Source organism: Streptomyces sp. NPDC024017, assembly GCF_040638895.1.
GTDB lineage: Bacteria > Actinomycetota > Actinomycetes > Streptomycetales > Streptomycetaceae > Streptomyces.
This window is the reverse complement of sequence record NZ_JBEZYZ010000003.1, coordinates 501,488-518,237: the sequence shown is the minus strand read 5'-3', so window position 1 is coordinate 518,237 and position 16,750 is coordinate 501,488. Positions and strand designations below refer to the sequence as shown.

At 72.7% G+C, this 16,750-nt stretch carries 11 protein-coding genes; 3 read left to right on the top strand and 8 right to left on the bottom strand.

Annotation, left to right across the window (positions count from 1 at the left end):
- Positions 1–23: 23 nt before the first annotated feature.
- Positions 24–1,577, bottom strand: coding sequence for an acyl-CoA synthetase (locus tag AB0G20_RS10670; RefSeq protein ID WP_361298981.1), 1,554 nt, complete (start codon positions 1,575–1,577; stop codon positions 24–26).
- On the bottom strand, positions 1,574–2,683 hold the full coding sequence (locus AB0G20_RS10665) for a nitronate monooxygenase family protein (protein ID WP_361298978.1): 1,110 nt from the start codon (positions 2,681–2,683) through the stop codon (positions 1,574–1,576). The genes AB0G20_RS10670 and AB0G20_RS10665 overlap by 4 nt, the downstream gene beginning before the upstream one ends.
- Positions 2,684–2,835: 152 nt before the next feature.
- Here AB0G20_RS10665 and AB0G20_RS10660 point away from each other — a divergent pair, with 152 nt between their 5' ends.
- The gene (locus tag AB0G20_RS10660) at positions 2,836–4,626 is read left to right on the top strand and encodes a serine hydrolase (RefSeq protein WP_361298975.1); all 1,791 of its coding nucleotides are present in this window, start codon (positions 2,836–2,838) and stop codon (positions 4,624–4,626) included.
- Positions 4,627–4,630: 4 nt separating this feature from the next.
- On the opposite strand, the gene AB0G20_RS10655 is transcribed toward AB0G20_RS10660, so the two are convergent.
- The 3 genes from AB0G20_RS10655 to AB0G20_RS10645 all read right to left on the bottom strand — a co-directional run bounded on the left by AB0G20_RS10655 (position 4,631) and on the right by AB0G20_RS10645 (position 9,433).
- On the bottom strand, positions 4,631–6,208 hold the full coding sequence (locus AB0G20_RS10655; RefSeq protein ID WP_361298972.1) for an NAD(P)/FAD-dependent oxidoreductase: 1,578 nt from the start codon (positions 6,206–6,208) through the stop codon (positions 4,631–4,633).
- A gap of 83 nt (positions 6,209–6,291) precedes the next feature.
- Positions 6,292–8,523 carry a serine/threonine-protein kinase gene (locus AB0G20_RS10650; protein WP_361298969.1) on the bottom strand — a complete coding sequence of 744 codons (2,232 nt, stop codon included), beginning with the start codon at positions 8,521–8,523 and terminating at the stop codon, positions 6,292–6,294.
- Between the two features lie 61 nt (positions 8,524–8,584).
- Positions 8,585–9,433 carry an oxygenase MpaB family protein gene (locus tag AB0G20_RS10645; protein ID WP_361298967.1) on the bottom strand — a complete coding sequence of 283 codons (849 nt, stop codon included), beginning with the start codon at positions 9,431–9,433 and terminating at the stop codon, positions 8,585–8,587.
- A 207-nt stretch (positions 9,434–9,640) separates the two neighbouring features.
- On the opposite strand from AB0G20_RS10645, the gene AB0G20_RS10640 reads away from it, so the two are divergent.
- On the top strand, positions 9,641–11,152 hold the full coding sequence (locus tag AB0G20_RS10640) for an ABC transporter substrate-binding protein (protein ID WP_361298965.1): 1,512 nt from the start codon (positions 9,641–9,643) through the stop codon (positions 11,150–11,152).
- Between the two features lie 5 nt (positions 11,153–11,157).
- Positions 11,158–12,915, top strand: a complete 1,758-nt coding sequence (locus AB0G20_RS10635; RefSeq protein ID WP_361298963.1) for an ABC transporter permease subunit — start codon at positions 11,158–11,160, stop codon at positions 12,913–12,915.
- 52 nt (positions 12,916–12,967) lie between these two features.
- Here AB0G20_RS10635 and AB0G20_RS10630 read toward each other — a convergent pair whose 3' ends face one another.
- Genes AB0G20_RS10630 through AB0G20_RS10620 form a run of 3 tightly spaced genes read right to left on the bottom strand, consistent with a single transcriptional unit; the run spans position 12,968 to position 16,726 of the window.
- A complete protein-coding gene (locus tag AB0G20_RS10630; protein WP_361298960.1) occupies positions 12,968–13,951 on the bottom strand; it encodes a D-2-hydroxyacid dehydrogenase in 984 nt (327 codons plus the stop codon).
- Position 13,952: 1 nt separating this feature from the next.
- Positions 13,953–15,404, bottom strand: coding sequence for an NAD-dependent succinate-semialdehyde dehydrogenase (locus AB0G20_RS10625; RefSeq protein ID WP_361298957.1), 1,452 nt, complete (start codon positions 15,402–15,404; stop codon positions 13,953–13,955).
- Between the two features lie 41 nt (positions 15,405–15,445).
- The gene (locus tag AB0G20_RS10620) at positions 15,446–16,726 is read right to left on the bottom strand and encodes an FAD-binding oxidoreductase (protein WP_361298954.1); all 1,281 of its coding nucleotides are present in this window, start codon (positions 16,724–16,726) and stop codon (positions 15,446–15,448) included.
- Positions 16,727–16,750 lie beyond the last annotated feature (24 nt).

The window sequence follows — 16,750 nt, the reverse complement described above, 5'->3', positions numbered from 1 at the left end:
CGGGGCGCGGGGGCCGGGCGCTCTCAGACCGGGCGCGTCCGGCCCTCCCAGTACGGTTCCCGCAGCCGCCGCTTGTACAGCTTGCCGTTGGGGTCGCGGGGCATCTCGGTGATGAAGTCGACGCTCCGGGGCCGCTTGTAGCCGGCGAGCCGGTGAGTGCAGTGGTCGAGGAGGTCGGCGGCGAGGGCGGGTCCGGGACGGTGTCCGGGGGCCGGTTCCACGACGGCCTTGACCTCCTCGCCCCAGTCGTCGTGCGGGATGCCGAAGACGGCGGCGTCCGCGACGGCCGGGTGGGCGAGCAGGGCCGACTCGATCTCGGCCGGGTAGATGTTGACCCCGCCGGAGATGATCAGGTCGATCTTGCGGTCGCGCAGGAAGAGGTACCCGTCCTCGTCGAGGTGGCCGAGGTCGCCGACGGTGAAGAAGTCGCCGATGCGGTTCTTGCGGGTCTTGGCCTCGTCCTTGTGGTACGAGAAGCCGCCGGTGTTCATCTTCATGTAGACGGTGCCGAGTTCCCCGGGCGGCAGCCGGTTGCCGTCGTCGTCGAAGATCGCGAGCTCGCTGATGGGCCAGGCCTTGCCGACGGTGCCGGGCTTCTTCAGCCAGTCCTCGGCGGTGGCGAAGGCGCCGCCGCCCTCGCTGGCCGCGTAGTACTCCTCCACACAGGGGCCCCACCAGTCGAGCATGGCCCGCTTCACATGGTCGGGGCAGGGCGCGGCGCCGTGGATGGCGTGCCGCATGGAGGAGACGTCGTAGCGCTCCTTCACCTCGCCGGGCAGGGCCAGCAGCCGGTGGAACTGGGTGGGGACCATGTGGGTGTGGGTGCAGCCGTGGGCGTCGATGAGGCGGAGCATCTCCTGGGGTGTCCACTTGTCCATGAGGACCAGCCGGTGGCCGATGTGCAGGGACGCGCCGGCGAACTGCAGGACGGCCGTGTGGTAGAGCGGTGAGCAGACCAGGTGCACGTTGTCGTCGAACGGGCGGATGCCGAAGATGCCGAGGAAGCCGCCGAGGTACGCCTCCTCCGGCGGTTTGCCGGGCAGGGGGCGGCGGATGCCGCGGGGACGGCCGGTGGTGCCCGAGGTGTAGTTCATGACCCAGCCGAGGGTGCGGTCGGTGGGCGCCGACTCGGGTTGCCCGTCGAGGAGTTCGGTGTACGGGCGGAAGCCCTCGACCGTGCCCACGGCGTACCGGTGGCTGCCCGGCAGCCCGGCCTCGTCGGCGGCGTCGCGAGCGGCGTCGGCGAAGCGCGCGTGGGCGAGCAGCACCTTGGCGCCGGAGTCGGAGACGATCCACGCGATCTCCGGTCCGACCAGGTGGTGGTTGACGGGGACGAGGTAGAACCCGGCCTGGCTGGCGGCGAGATACGCGGTGAGGAACTCGACGCTGTTGGGCAGGACCACGGCGAAGGTGTCGCCGCGTTCCAGCCCGGCCGCGCGCAGGCCGTGCACGAGCCGGTTGGCGGCGGCGTGCAGGCGTCCGGCGGTCCACTCCTCGCCGTCGGGGGCGACCAGGACCGCGCGGTCGGGATCGGCGGTGGCCTGGGCCCAGAAGCCCACGGGAGCACTGGTGTTCACTGGCCGCTCCTTCCGGCGATGCGGTTGACGCGGTCCACGGCCTGTTCGAAGCCGCGGGTGAGGTCGTCGAAGACGGCCTGGACGCTGCGTTCGCTGTTCATCCGGCCGACGATCTGGCCGACCGGGGTGCCGAGCAGCGGATCGACCTCGTACTTCTGGATGCGTGAGACGGCCTCGGCGACCAGCAGCCCCTGCAGCGGCATGGGCAGGGTGCCGGGCCCGTCCGGGTCGTCCCAGGCGTCGGTCCACTCGGTGCGCAACTGACGTGCCGGCTTGCCGGTCAGCGCGCGGGAGCGGACGGTGTCGCCGGAGCCGGCCGCGAGGAGCTTGCGGGTCAGGGCGGGCGAGTGGAGGTCCGCTTCTGTGGTGGTCAGCCACAGGGAGCCCAGCCACACCCCTTGAGCGCCGAGCGCGAGCGCGGCAGCCACCTGCGGTCCACTGCCGATGCCGCCCGCCGCCAGCACGGGCAGGGGGGCGACGGCGTCGACGACCTCGGGGGTGAGCACCATGGAGGCGATGTCGCCGGTGTGCCCGCCCGCCTCGTAGCCCTGCGCCACGACGATGTCGATCCCGGCGTCCCGGTGCTTGCGGGCGTGCCGGGCGCTGCCCGCGAGTGCGGCGACGAGGATGTCCTGGTCATGGGCACGGGCGATGACATCGGCGGGTGGGGAGCCGAGGGCGTTGGCGAGGAGCCGGATCGGGTAGTCGAAGGCGACGTCGAGCTGGCTGCGGGCGACCTGCTCCATCCAGCCGGTGATCCGCCAGCCGGACGCCTCGCCCTCGGCGAGCTCGGGCACGCCGTGCTTGGCCAGGGTGTCCCGGACGAACTGCCGGTGCCCTTCGGGGATCATCGCCTCGACGTCCGCCTCGGTGACGCCTTCGACCTTCTTCGCCGGCATCACGACGTCCAGCCCGTACGGCCTGCCGTCGACGTGTGCCTCGATCCAGTCCAGGTCGCGTTTGAGCTCGTCGGGGGCGGTGTAGCGGACCGCGCCGAGGACGCCGAAGCCACCGGCCCGGCTGATGGCCGCGGCGACGGCGGGGAACGGCGTGAAGCCGAAGACGGCGTGCTCGATTCCCAGTTTCTGGCTCAGCTCCGTCTGCATGGGCGCAGGATGCCGGAGTCCTCCGGAGGACGGAAGGGGTTTTCTGATGCTCCGTCAGATTCAGGCCGTGGTTGGTTCATGCGTGCGGTCTATGTGCGGAGACGTACGGCGGACATACTTCACGGGACGTGCGAGACGGTTGAGACGAAGGGATGTGTGCGGTGACCGACAGTCCGGCGAGCGGTGAACTGACCCGGCGTCAATTAGGCAGAGCGGGTATGGCCCTGGGCGGTGCGTTCGCCCTCGCCCCGTTGCCCGCCGGCCCCGCCGGGGCCTCCCCGACGACGACCGGCCGCCGCCCCACCCTGCGGCACGGCTCCGCCGCACGCGCCGGGCTGCTCTCCTTCCACCTGCGCCGACTCGTCACCGACGCGGAGGCGTTCCTCGGCCCCTCCCCCGCACACCCCTGGTACGCGGGCGCCGTCCTGCTCGCCGGACGCGGCGGCACGGTCGCGCTGCACCGCCCCATCGGCATGGCGGTGCGCTACCGGGCCTACGACGAGAAGACCGACACCGGTGTCGAGTTCCCACCCGGCGAGCAGATCCCGATGGCCGAGGACACCGTCTTCGACCTGGCGTCGGTGTCGAAGCTGTTCACCTCGATCCTCGCCGTGCAGCAGATGGAGCGGGGCGCGCTGGAGCTGGAGTCGAAGGTCGCCTCGTACCTGCCGGACTTCGGGCGCGCGGGCAAGCAGGACATCACGATCCGTCAGCTCCTCACCCACACCACGGGGTTCCGTGCCTGGATCCCGCTGTACAGCGCGCCCACCCACGAGGAGAAACTCCAGCTCATCTGGAACGAGGCGCCGGTCAGCGCGCCCGGCACGGCATACCAGTACTCGGACCTGAACCTTATCTCGCTCCAGCTCGTGCTGGAACGGATCACGGGCCGCACTCTGGACGTCCTGCTCCGTGACGAGATCACCGCACCGCTCGGCCTGCGCCGCACCCGCTACAACCCGCCCGCGTCCTGGCGTCCGAAGATCGCGGCCACGGAGGACGCGCGGGCACCGTGGTCCGGTCTGGACCGTGGCCTGGTGTGGGGCGAGGTGCACGACGAGAACGCCTTCAGCCTGGGCGGCGTAGCGGGCCACGCGGGCGTGTTCTCCGACGCGTGGGACCTCGCGGTCCTCGGCCGTACGCTGCTCAACGGCGGTGTCTACGGGCGGGCCCGGATCCTGGAACCGGAGTCGGTGGACCTGATGTTCACCGACTTCAACACCGCCTTCCCCGGGGACGAGCACGGCCTCGGATTCGAGCTCTACCAGCACTGGTACATGGGGGCGATGGCCACGCCGCGCAGTGCCGGGCACACCGGCTTCACGGGCACCTCACTGGTGCTCGACCCGACGACCGACTCCTTCCTCGTCGTCCTCGGCAACTCGGTGCATCCGGTGCGGACCTGGCGTTCCGGGTCGGCCCCCAGGGTCGCCGCGGCCAACACCATGGCACGGGCCGTGCCGGTCCGGCCGGCGCGGGGACGCACGGCCTGGTTCTCCGGGATGGCGGTCTCCACGACGGCGACCCTCACGCTCCCCGCGCTCGACACGTCCGCCGGGCGGGCACGGCTGCGCTGCGCACTGTGGTGGGACACCGAGCCCAAGGCCGACCTCCTGGCCCTGGAGGCGACGACCGACGGCGGCACGACCTGGCAGCCGCTGCCCTTCACGACGTCCCGCCGCGGTCAGGCCCCCGAGCAGCACCCGTCGGGCTCGGTCACCGGCTGGTCCGGGCGGGTCTGGCACGGGCTCACCGCGGACGTCCCCGCCGCACGGGAGCTCACCCTGCGCTGGCGGTACGCGACGGACCGGCTGTACGTCGGGCGCGGCTGTTACGTCGACGGACTGCGGGTGGAAGCTGCCGGGAACGTCCTGTTCGACGAGACGCGCCCGGCGGACGCGGCGCGCCTGCGGACGGTGGGGTGGACCCGATCGGCCGACTGAGGGGTCACTCCGGGGTGTTCTCCAGCACCGCCATCGCCGCGTTGTGCCCCGGCACCCCGCTGACCCCGCCTCCGCGCACCGCGCCCGCCCCGCACAGCAGGACGTTCGGGTGCCCGGTCTCCACGCCCCAGCGGCCGGTGCCGTCCTGGGCGTAGGGCCAGCTCAGCTCGCGGTGGAAGATGTTGCCGCCGGGCAGACCGAGGTCCCGCTCCAGGTCGAGCGGGGTCCGGGCCTCGATGCAGGGGCGTCCGTCCGCGTCGGTGGCCAGGCAGTCGGCGAGGGGTTCGGCCAGCTGGGCGTCGAGCTGGGCGAGGGTCGACTTCAGCAGGTCCTCGCGTACGGCGTCGTTGTCCCGCTCGAACAGGCGGGCCGGGGTGTGCAGGCCGAAGAGGGTGAGCGTCTGGTAGCCCTGCTCGGCCAGGCCGGACCCGAGGATGGTCGGGTCGGTGAGGGAGTGGCAGTAGATCTCGGAGGGCGGGGCGGCCGGCAGGTCGCCGGCGGCGGCCTGGGCGTGGGCGGTGGCCAGTTGCTCGTAGCCCTCGGCGATGTGGAAGGTGCCGGCGAAGGCCTCGCGCGGGTCGACGGAGGTGTCGCGCAGCCGCGGCAGCCGCTTGAGCAGCATGTTGACCTTCAACTGGGCGCCCTCGGCGGGGGCCGGGGGCGTGTCGCCGGTCAGGTCCGCCAGGGCCTGCGGTGAGGCGTTCACCAGGACGTGCCGGGCGGCGACGGTGCCTTCGCCGTCGGCCGTGCGATACGTGACCTCGGCGGTTCGGCCGTCCGTGGCGATGCGCAGCGCCTCGTGGCCGGTGGCGAGGACCGCGCCCGCCGCGCGTGCCGTGTCGGCGAGGGCGTCGGTGAGGGCTCCCATGCCGCCGACGGGCACGTCCCAGTCACCGGTGCCGCCGCCGATCACGTGGTAGAGGAAGCAGCGGTTCTGCTTCAGGGAGGGGTCGTGGGCGTCGGCGAAGGTGCCGATGAGGGCGTCGGTGAGGACGACGCCGCGCACCAGGTCGTCGTCGAAGTGCTCCTCCACGGCGACACCGATCGGCTCCTCGAACAGCACCCGCCAGGCCTCCTCGTCGTCGAGGCGGCGGCGCAGTTCCTCGCGCGTGGGCAGCGGCTCCGTGAGCGTCGGGAAGATCCGCTGGGCGACGCGGCCGGTCATGCCGTAGAAGTCCTGCCAGGCCCGGTACTCGCGGTCGGAGCCGGTGAGCCGGGTGAACGCCTCCCGGGTGCGCCGTTCGCCGCCGCCGACGAGGAGTCCGGTGGGCCGGCCGTCGCGCTCGGCGGGCGTGTAGGAGGAGACGGTACGGGTGCGGACCCGGAAGTCCAGGCCGAGGTCCCGGACGATCTTCTTCGGCAGCAGGCTGACCAGGTACGAGTAGCGGGACAGCCGGGCGTCGACCCCGGCGAAGGGCCGGGTGGACACCGCCGCGCCGCCCGTGTGGTCCAGCCGCTCCAGGACCAGCACGGAGCGGCCGGCCCGGGCCAGATACGCGGCGGCGACCAGGCCGTTGTGGCCGCCGCCGACGATGACGGCGTCGTACGTCCGGTGTGCGCGGGGTCCCTCGGGTGCGGTCATGGTTCTTGGTAACACGGGGTGATCCGGGTCGGCCATACGGCGCCGGGCGCGGGCCGGGCCGCTCAGCGCCGGGCCTGGACGGGTCAGCGCCCGACTGATGCCCGCTGCTCCCGCAGGGCCGCCACCCTTCGGTACAGGGCCACGGCCTCGGCGCTGCGGCCGAGCTGTTCCAGACAGTGGGCCTCGTCGTTGCGGCTGGCGAGGGTGTCGGGGTGGTCGGCGCCGAGGACGCGTTCGCGGGCCGCGGCCACCCGCCGGTACTCGGTGAGCGCGTCGGCCCAGCGGCCCAGCCAGCCGAGGCCGACGGCGACCTCGCGGCGGCTGACCAGGGTGTCCGGGTGGTCGGGGCCGAGGACCTGCTCGCGGAGGGCGGCCACGTCGCGGGACTCGGCGAGGGCCTCCTCCCAGCGGCCGAGCCGTCCGAGGTTGACGCATCGGCCGTGGCGGGCGCGCAGGGTCTCGGGGTGGGTGGGGCCCTGGCTGCGGGTGCGGTCCTCGGCCAGGCCGCGGTAGAGGTCCAGGGCCTCCGCGCTGCGGCCGAGGCGGCCCAGGCTGATGCCGACCTCGTGCCGTGCGGCAAGGGTGTCGGGGTGGTCGGGGCCGAGGGCGCGGCCGCGGGCGGCGACCACCTCGCGGTAGGTCTCCAGGGCCTCTGACCAGCGGCCCAACTGACCGAGCGCGTAGGCGACCTCGTAGCGGGTGACGAGCGTGTCGGGGTGGTCCGGGCCGAGCACACGGGCGCGGGCGGCGGCCACCTCGCGGGCCATGCGGTACGAGTCCTCCAGACGGCCGAGGCGGCTGAGGTTGAAGGCGAGGTTGTGGCGGCAGCGCAGGGTGTCGGGGTGGTCGGGGCCCATGATGTGCTCCCGGGCGGTGAGCACCGACGTGTAGACGCGGTGGGCGTCGAAGGGGCGGCCCAGCTGGCCGAGCACGTAGGCCATCTCCTGGCGGGCGGCCAGGGTGTCGGGGTGATCGGCGCCGAGCATGCGGATCCTGGCCTCGGTGACGTGCTTGTACTCGCGCAGGGCGTCCGCGGCGCGGCCGGTGCGGCTGAGTGTGAAGGCGACCTCGTAGCGGCTGGCGAGGGTGTCGGGGTGGTCGGGGCCGAGGAGGTGCTCGCGTTCGGCGGCGACCGCCCGGTGCACCTCGCCCGCTTCCGTCCAGCGGCCGAGCCGACCGAGGCTCAGGCCCGCGTTGTGCCGGCCGGCCAGGGCGGTCAGCACCTCCGTGGGCGGGGCGGGCCGCGCCGCGGCTGCCGGTTCCTCGACGACGGGACCGGTGGCGGGCCGGGCGATCCACTCGCCGGACAGTCCCGCCGCCGGGTCCGGAGGCATGGTGCGCAGCCCCGTGCCGGTCGCCTTGTGGCCGGTGGTCATGCCGCGGGTCCAGGACGGCAGCCGGCCCGCGGCCGCCGGCACGCCGGGAGCCGGGCGGGCCGCCGCGACGGCGGTCACGTACGCCGGCGCCGCCCGGTGCGCGCTGATCCGGCGGGCCAGCTCGCGGGCGTCGTCGGGCCGTTGCCCGGGTTCCTTGGCGAGCAGGTCGAGGACGACCTGCTCCAGGTACTCGGGCAGTTCGGCGCGGTGCTCGCGCGGCGGCCGGGGCGGGGTGTCGCGGTGGCCGACGAGGATCGCCCACGCGTCGTCGAGGTCGAAGGGCGGCACGCCGGTGGCGATCTCGTACAGCACGCACCCGAACGAGTAGAGGTCGCTGCGCTGGTCGACCTCGGTGCCGCTGATCTGCTCCGGTGACATGTAGTGCGGGGTGCCCATGGCGATGCCGGTGCCGGTCAGTCTGGAGGTGAAGCCGATGTCGTGCCCGAGACGGGCTATGCCGAAGTCGCAGATCTTCACCGTGCCGTCGCCCAGCCGCACGATGTTCGCGGGCTTCAGGTCCCGGTGGACGATGCCCTGTTCGTGGCAGTAGGCGAGGGCGGCGGCGACCTGCTCGGCGATCTCCACGACGTCCGAGACCGGCAGCGGATGCTGCTTGTTGTCCTCCAGGAGCTGGCTGAGGTTGCGGCCGTCCAGCAGCTCCATGACGAGGTAGAGGACGCCGTCGGACTCGCCGAAGTCGTGCACCACGGTGATGCCCCGGTGCTGCAGCGCGGCGGCCACCCGGGCCTCGCGGCGGAACCGCTCCCGCAGCACGCGGGTGAAGGCGTGGTCGTGGTTCGGGCCCAGCGGTTTGAGGCACTTGACGGCGACGTGCCGGCCCAGGGACTCGTCCCGTGCCCGCCACACCTCGCCCATGCCGCCGCGCCCGATCAGATCGAGCAGCCGGTATCGGCCGTGGATCAGCCTGCTGTCCCCCATGTCGCGCGACGCTCCCCCCGGTAGCTGTCCGCCCGCCCCCTGGCCCACCCAGTATGGCGGCCTATCGTCCGAGTTTGTACGGTGCCGGGCGCGCGTCGGGGCCGAGCCTCGCCATGGCCCGCAGAATGTGTTTGGGCGGGAGTTGCCACCGCACACGTGCGGGAATGCGGCGCAGCAGGAGGCCTGCGAGGCGCAGTTGGCGGGTGACGGCGGCGGGTGCGGGGGCCGGTCTGCCGTACAACTCGTGGGCGTACGGCGGCAGGGAGGCGTACGCCAGGTGTGCCACGCGCCGCCACAGCACCTCGCGCGCTGGTACGAGGAGCGGGTGCGTCGGCGGGCGGAGCAGGAAGTCGTCCACCTCGCGTGCCTCGGGTCCGGCGGCGAGGTCCGGGTGCACCTTCTCGAAGTACTCGGCCATCTCGGCCCGGTTGCCCGGTACGGCGTCGGGGTCGAGGCCCACCAGGCGTGCGCTCTGCCGGTGTTCGGCGACGTAACGGTCGGCCTCGGCGTCGGTGAGCCGGAACCCGGATCTTCGGGCGACCTGCAGATAGGAGTCGATCTCGGCGCAGTGCACCCACATCAGCAGCGCGGGTTCGTCGACGCCGTAGCGCTCACCGGTGTCCGGGTCGGTCGCGGTCAGCATGCGGTGGATCTTCCGGACCCGGGCACCGGCGCGCTCGGCGGCCCCCGTGGTGCCGTACGTCGTCGTTCCGACGAAGTCGGCCGTGCGCATCAGCCGGCCCCAGGCGTCACGCCGGAAGTCGGAGTTCTGCATGACCCCGCGTACCGCACGGGGGTGCAGGGCCTGGAGGTAGAGCGCCCGGACACCGGCGATCCACATCACGGGGTCGCCGTGGAGCTGCCAGGTCACCGATTCCGGACCGAACAGCCCCGGGTCCGCGCCGGTCATGCGCCTCACCTCCGATCGGCGCACACGATGGCACAACTCGAACAGCAGGTCGAGAGGCTCTCGTTCGACCCGAGACCGCCCAATCGTTGAGATTTCACCTACCCGGCTGAGAGTTTGGTAAGGCTCCCCTTATATGCTGACGTCGCCGATCAAGCCCTGGACCGGGCCGGAGCGGCCCGCCCGACCTCCCGCACGACAGGATCCGACATGCGCACCACCTACCGCGGCCTCATAGCGGCACTCACTCTCACTCCTCTGCTGGCCGGCTGCTTCGCGTCCGGCGACAGCGACGCCGGCGCGGGATCCGGCGGGCGGCTGAGGGTCGCGCTGGCCGTGCCCCCCGTGCAGGCGCTGTCCCCGTACAGCAACGACGCCACCGTGCTGAGCAAGCTGTCCGTCGCCGAGGGCCTCACCGCCCTCGACAAGAACGGCACGGCCAAGCCCGCTCTGGCGAAGTCCTGGAAGCAGGACGGCGACACCAAGTGGACCTTCGAGCTGCGCAAGGCCGAGTTCCAGGACGGCACCGAGCTCACCGCCCGGGCCGTCGTCGACGCGCTCGACCACGCGAGCGCGGCCAAGCCCAAGCCCCGCGTCCTGAGCGACGTGTCCCTGACCGCCAAGGCCGAGGACGCCGACACCGTCACCCTCACCACCAAGTCGCCCGACCCGGTGCTGCCGCTGCGTCTGGCCAGTCCGGCACTGGCGATCCTGTCGTCGAAGGCGTACGCGAAGGACGGCGCCGTCAGCCCGGTCGGCACCGGCACCGGCCCGTTCGAGATCACCCGGCTCAGCGGCAAGGCCAAGGCGACGCTCGACCGCTTCGACGGCTACTGGGGCGGCAAGGCGAAGGCGCCCGGCATCGACGTCAGCTGGATCGCCGACGGCACGGCCCGCGCCAACGCGCTGCGCGGCGGCGAGGCCGACATCGCCGAGTGGATCCCGACCGCCCAGGCGAAGCTGCTCGACAAGCAGACCCGGCACGAGGTGCCCTCGGTGCGCACCGACAGCCTGATCCTCAACACCGGCAGCGGCCTGTTCACCGACGCCGGGCTGCGCGCCGCCGCCCGCAAGGCCGTCGACGGCTCCGCGCTGGTCGACTCCGTCTTCGGCGGCTACGCCGACCCCGCGCAGGGCCTGTTCGGGCCCGCCGTCCCCTGGGCGGCCGACAAGCGCACCGAGGTGACGGACCGTACCGAGGCCGCGACCGCCGCCGAGGTCAAGACCGGCACCAAGGGAAGGACGCTGCGGCTGGCCACCTACACCAACCGGGCCGAGCTGCCCGAGGCCGCGGCGGTGCTCCAGCAGCAGCTGGAGAAGGCCGGGTTCACGGTGAAGCAGGACGTGCGCGAGTACACGCAGATGGAGGGCGACCTCCTCGCCGGGAAGTACGACGCCCTCGTCTTCTCCCGGGTGACGCTCCTCGACACCGGTGACGCGGTCGACTACCTGGCCAGCGACTTCACCAGCGAGGGCGTCTACAACATCGCCGGCCTGAAGAACGCCGCGGTCGACAAGGCCATCCGGGCCGCCGCCGCGGAGCGGGACACCGAGAGCCGCCGGGAGAAGATCATGCGGGCGGAGGCGGAGATCCTGCGCACCGACGCGGTGGTGCCGCTGGTCCACGAGCAGGCCGTGCAGGGCATCGCGGCCGATGTCGGGGGCGTGATCCTCGACCCGCGCGAACGGTCCCTCATCGACGTCGACACGCGCCTGAAGTAACGCGCATGAGCCTCGCGCACGCCCCCGCCGCCGCCCGCCCGTCCCTCTGGCCGGCGGCGGCCGGTCGTGTGCTCGCCGGAGCCGCGCTGCTCGGGGCGGTGGCCCTGCTGCCCTGGCTGTCCGGCACGGACCCGGCCCGCACGGTGCTGCGCGCCCGCTCCGCCGACCAGAACCCGACACCGTCGGAACTGGACGCTGTGCGGGAGCAGCTGGGCCTGGACGAGGGCCCCCTGGTCCACCTCGCGCACTGGCTGGGCGGCCTGCCACGCGGGGACGCGGGCGTCTCGTGGGTCTCCGGCGCACCGGTCATGCCGCAGGCGGGGACCGCCCTGTCGGTCTCCCTGACGCTGATGCTGGGCGCGTTCGCGGTCCCCGTGCTGGTCGCCGGACTGGTGTGTGCCCGTACGGTCTTCCTCGGTTCCCGGCGCCGGCTGCGGCAGGACCGGACGGGCACCACGGCCGCCGTCCTGGCGTCGCTGCCGAAGTTCCTGCTCGCCTCGGTGCTGGCCACCGTGTGCGGGGTGTGGTGGGGGTGGTTCCCGTCCAGCGGGTGGGAGGGCCCGCAGTCGATGGTGCTGCCCTCACTCGCGCTCGGCATCCCCTCGGGCGCGATGCTCGGCGGCATGCTCGACCAGGCACTGCCCGCCGCCTTCCACGAACCCTGGGCGCGCACGGCCTACGCCACCGGGCTCCCGCCCGGTCACATCGCCCGCGACGGGCTGCGCCGCACCCTGCCCGGCATACTGCCGCAACTGCTGCCGACCGTCGTGGCCCTGGTCGGCGGTGCGGTCGCCGTGGAGAAGATCTTCAACATCCCCGGGCTCGGCCGGCTCGCGCTGGAAGCCGCCGTCGCGCAGGACCTCCCGGTGCTGCAGACGGCGACCCTGGCCCTGGTCCTGCTGGGCGTCGCCGCGGGCGTGCTGATCCGCGCCCTGCGTCACGCCCTCCTCGGCCGGCCCCTGCGCGACGGCGCCCTGCCTGCCCTGTACCCGCCTCCGCTGACGGTGCCGCGCTCCCTGCGCTGGGTCACCGCGGCCGGTGCCCTGCTCCTGCTCGCCCTCGTGACAGCGGGGCTCCTGCGCGACCCGCTCCAGGTCGACACGGCGGCACGGCTGCTGTCCCCCTCTCTCGAACACCCCCTGGGCACGGACGCCCTGGGCCGCGACCTCCTGGCCCGGCTGGGCCACGGGGCGCTGCGCACGGCCGCGGTCGCCCTCGTGGTGACGGCGGTCAGCGCCGTCACCGGACTGCTGCTGGGCATGGCACCGAGGGCGAGCGCGGGCCCGACGGAGGTCGTGTCGACGCTGCCCGCCGTCCTCGCGGGCCTGCTGATCGCGGGCGTGACCGGACCGTCGGTGTGGGGCGCGGCCTGCGCGGTCTGCGTGGTCGGCTGGAGCCCGTACGCCGCCCAGACCTCCGCGCTGCTGGAACAGGAACGCGCGAGCGGGCACATCGCCGCGTCCGTCGCGCTCGGCGCGGGGCGGCTGCACCTGCTGCGCCGCCACCTGCTGCCCTCGGTGGTCCCGGCCCTGCTGCGCAACGCCCTGCTCCGGCTGCCCACGACGGTCCTGGTCCTGGCCTCGCTCGGCTTCCTGGGCCTGGGCGAACAGCCGCCTGCCCCGGAGTGGGGCCGCCTCCTCTCGGAGAACCAGCCGTACGTCGAACTGGCCCCCTGGACCGTCCTCGGCCCGGCCGCGGCGCTGGTGGTGCTGTCCGTGCTGGCGGTGACGGGCAGCGTACTGGCGCGCAGGAAGGGCGAGTAGCACGCGCCCCGGCCGGTGGAGGCGGCCGGCCGGGGCGCCTGCTCCCCGCCTTTCAGGCGGGGTACGCCTTGTCGATCACGTATCCGCGCCGCTTGTCCACCACGTTGCGCAGCGGCCGGCCCTCGATGTGCCGGGTGAGGTTGTCGAGGAACACCTCGACGAGCGCCTCCCGCTCGCCGGTGGTCTCGCCCGCCGTGTGGGGGGAGATCATCACGCCGGGCATGTCCCACAGGGGTGATTCGGCGGGCAGGGGTTCCTGGGCGAACACGTCCAGGGCCGCTCCGGCGAGCCGTCCGGCGGCGAGATGGTCGACCAGCGCCTCCTCGTCGACGAGTCCGCCCCGGCCTACGTTGATCAGTCGCGCACCCGGTTTCATGGCGGCGAGCACGGGGGCGTCGACCATGCCCCGGGTGCCCTGGGTGAGGGGTGCGGCCAGGACGACGTAGTCCGCCTCCCCCAGGGCGGAGGGCAGTGTGGTCGCACGGTGGACGGTGCCGAAATCGGGGTCGTCCGTGCGGGCCTTGCGGCCCGCGCCGCAGACCCGCATCCCGACAGCGCGCAGCATCCGGGCGATGGCCCGGCCGATCGGCCCCGTCCCCCAGACCAGGACGGTGCGTCCGGTGATGCCGTCGCTGGGGCGCGGGCGCCACTCGCGGCGCCGCTGGTGCTCCCAGGTGCCGGGGAAGTCCTTGGCGAGGGCGAGAATCAGGCCGAGGACGTACTCGGCGGCGGGCTGGTCGTAGACGCCGCGGGCGTTGGTGAGCGTGACGCCGGGGTCGTCGACGAGGGCGGGGAAGAGGAAGGAGTCCACGCCCGCGGAGGACGCGTGAACCCAGCGGGGTGCCTTCTCCGGGTTGTCGGGCCAGGCCTCGCGGATGGCCGGGGTGATGGTCACCCAGGCCAGGAGGGCGTCGGCACCGGGGAGGAGGTAGGGCAGTTCCTCCTCGGTGGCGTAGACGGTGTCCGCGAGGCGTTCGATGAGTGCAGTGGCGGGTGGCCGGTTGCCGCGGTAGAGAACGACGAGTCGCTCGGGCATGTCAGGCTCCGACGGGGACGGCTATGTACTTGTACTCCAGGAACTCGTCGATGCCGACGCGTCCGCCTTCGCGGCCCAGTCCGGACTGCTTGACGCCGCCGAAGGGTGCGGCGGGGTTGGAGACCAGTCCGGTGTTGAGGCCGATCATGCCGCTTTCGAGGCGTTCGGCGACGCGCAGGGCGCGGTCGAGGTTCCGGGTGAACAGGTAGGCGGCCAGGCCGAATTCGGTGTCGTTGGCGGCGGTGACGGCCTCGTCCTCGGTGTCGAAGGTGCGGATCGCGGCGACCGGGCCGAAGATCTCCGTGTCGATGATCGCCGACTCGGGGGCGATGCCGGTGAGGACGGTCGGCGGGTAGAAGCAGCCCGGCCCCTCGGGCAGTTCACCGCCGGTCAGGACGGTGGCGCCGCGCTTGACGGCGTCCTGCACCAGGTCGTGGGCCTTGCTGCGGCTGGCGACGTCGATGAGCGGGCCCACGTCGGTGCCGGGTTCGGTGCCGGGCCCGACCTTCAGCGCTGCCATGCGGGCGGCGAGGCGGGTGGTGAACTCCTCGACGACGGAGGTGTGGACGAAGATGCGGTTGGCGGCGCAGCAGGACTCGCCCATGTTGCGCATCTTGGCGACCATGGTGCCTTCGATGGCCACGTCGAGGTCGGCGTCGTCGAAGACGATGAGGGGGGCGTTGCCGCCCAGCTCCATGGAGGTGCGGATGACGGTGTCGGCGCACTGGGCCAGCAGGATGCGGCCCACCTGGGTGGAGCCGGTGAAGGAGAGTTTGCGGATCTGCCCGCCCCGCAGCAACGGCTCGACGACGCCGGGGGCGTCGGTGGTGGTGACGATGTTGAGCACACCGGCCGGCAGACCCGCTTCGCTGAGGATCTCCGCCAGGGCGAGGCTGGCCAGGGGGGTCTGGGGGGCCGGTTTGAGGACGATGGTGCAGCCGGCGGCGAGGGCGGGACCGATCTTGCGGGTGCCCATCGCCAGCGGGAAGTTCCAGGGAGTGATCAGCAGGCAGGGGCCGACCGGCTGGCGGGTGACCAGCAGGCGGTTCCTGCCGTCCGGGGCGGTGGTCATACCGCCCTCGATACGCACCGCTTCCTCGGAGAACCAGCGGAAGAACTCCGCCGCGTAGGCGACTTCGGCCCGCGCCTCGGCCAGGGGCTTGCCCATCTCCAGGGTCATCAGCAGCGCGAGGTCCTCGGTGCGCGCGATGATGATGTCGTAGGCGCGGCGCAGGATCTCGCTGCGCACCCGGGGCGCGGTGGCGGCCCAGGCCGCCTGCGCGGCGACCGCCGCCTCGACGGCACGCCGGCCGTCGGCCGGGGAGGCGTCGGCGACCCGGCACAGCTCCTCGCCGGTGGCCGGGTTGTCGACGGACAGGGTCCGGCCGGACTCGGCGTCCTGCCAGCCACCGCCGATGAACAGCTGCTTGGGAACATCACGGACGACAGTCATCGTGGGTTTCTCCTTGTATGCGTAGAGGTACTGCCGACCGGTCAGCGGATGCGGTCCAGCGTCTTGTAGTAGGCGCCCGCGAAGGGCAGGAACCAGGCGGTGCCGTTGTAGAGCGGGATGCGGGGCGGGGCGAGGTCGCGGACCGGGCTCACCTCGGGGTGGCCGTCCATCACCTCGGCCATGACCTGCCCCATGTGCGTGGCCATCTGCACGCCGTGGCCCGCGTATCCCATGGAGTAGTACACGCCGTCCTCGGTCTGCCCGGCGTGCACGATGCGGTCCATCGCGAAGCCGACGGAGCCGCCCCACACGTACTCGACCTTCGTCCGGGCGAGCTGGGGGAAGATCTCGCACATCTCACGGAACAGGACCTGTCCGCTCTTCTTGTCCGAGGTGGGGTCGGACGGTGCGAAGCGGGCGCGGCCGCCGAACAACAGCCGGTTGTCCGGGGTGAGCCGGAAGTAGTGGCAGACCTGGTTGGAGTCGACGATGAGGCGGGCCTTCGGGATGATGTCCCGGGCGAGGTCCTCGCCGAGCGGCTCGGTCACGATGATGAAGCTGCCCAGGCAGACCTGCTGGCGGCGCAGCCACGGGAAGTTCTTGTCGGTGTAGGCGTCGGTGGCCATCAGGACCTGCCCGGCGCGGATCACGCCGCGCTCGGTGCTGACCTCGAACCGGCCGGCGGCGGTACGCCGTACGCCGATGGCCGCGTTGCGCTCGTGGATCTCGACACCGGTGCGCTCGCACGCCTCGGCCATGCCGCGCACGAAGCGGCCGACGTGCAGTGCTGCGCTGAACGGGTCGAGCAGGCCGCCGTGGTAGGCGTCGGATCCGATCTCGGAACGCAGCTCGGACTTGCCGATCAGTGTGGTCTCGTGCCCGAAGTACGTGGCCAGGTCGCGCTGTTGGGCCTTCTTGCTCTCGAAGTGCGCGGGGCGGGACGCGACGCCCAGGCGTCCGACCCGACGGAACTGGCAGTCGATGGACTCCTCGTTCACGAGCCGCTCGACGGTGTCCACCGCCTCGCCGTAGGAGTTGTAGATCTCGCGGGCCCGTTCGAGTCCGTACCGGCGGATGGCCTGGCGTACGCCGATCGTGAAGCCCAGGTTCGCCATACCGCCGTTGCGCGCGGAGGCGCCGGAGCCGATCTGGCTCTTCTCGACCAGGGTGACACGGGCGCCCTTGCGGGCGGAGTGGAGGGCGGTGGACAGACCGGTCAGGCCGGCGCCGATGACCACCAGGTCGGTGTCCTCGGTCAGTGGCTTGCCGGACCGGTCGGGGAAGGCCCCGGCGGTTTCCACCCAGTACGGGATCGTCTTCATTGCGGGTCTCCTGCGGGGAAAGTG

What these genes read in the sequence shown, in the direction of transcription:
- AB0G20_RS10665 (WP_361298978.1), bottom strand. Translation starts at nt 2,683, where the DNA reads ATGCAGACGGAGCTGAGCCAGAAACTGGGAATCGAGCACGCCGTCTTC.
- AB0G20_RS10660 (WP_361298975.1), top strand. Translation starts at nt 2,836, where the DNA reads ATGTGTGCGGTGACCGACAGTCCGGCGAGCGGTGAACTGACCCGGCGT.
- AB0G20_RS10655 (WP_361298972.1), bottom strand. Translation starts at nt 6,208, where the DNA reads ATGACCGCACCCGAGGGACCCCGCGCACACCGGACGTACGACGCCGTC.
- AB0G20_RS10650 (WP_361298969.1), bottom strand. Translation starts at nt 8,523, where the DNA reads ATGGGGGACAGCAGGCTGATCCACGGCCGATACCGGCTGCTCGATCTG.
- AB0G20_RS10645 (WP_361298967.1), bottom strand. Translation starts at nt 9,433, where the DNA reads ATGACCGGCGCGGACCCGGGGCTGTTCGGTCCGGAATCGGTGACCTGG.
- AB0G20_RS10640 (WP_361298965.1), top strand. Translation starts at nt 9,641, where the DNA reads ATGCGCACCACCTACCGCGGCCTCATAGCGGCACTCACTCTCACTCCT.
- AB0G20_RS10635 (WP_361298963.1), top strand. Translation starts at nt 11,158, where the DNA reads ATGAGCCTCGCGCACGCCCCCGCCGCCGCCCGCCCGTCCCTCTGGCCG.
- AB0G20_RS10630 (WP_361298960.1), bottom strand. Translation starts at nt 13,951, where the DNA reads ATGCCCGAGCGACTCGTCGTTCTCTACCGCGGCAACCGGCCACCCGCC.
- AB0G20_RS10625 (WP_361298957.1), bottom strand. Translation starts at nt 15,404, where the DNA reads ATGACTGTCGTCCGTGATGTTCCCAAGCAGCTGTTCATCGGCGGTGGC.
- AB0G20_RS10620 (WP_361298954.1), bottom strand. Translation starts at nt 16,726, where the DNA reads ATGAAGACGATCCCGTACTGGGTGGAAACCGCCGGGGCCTTCCCCGAC.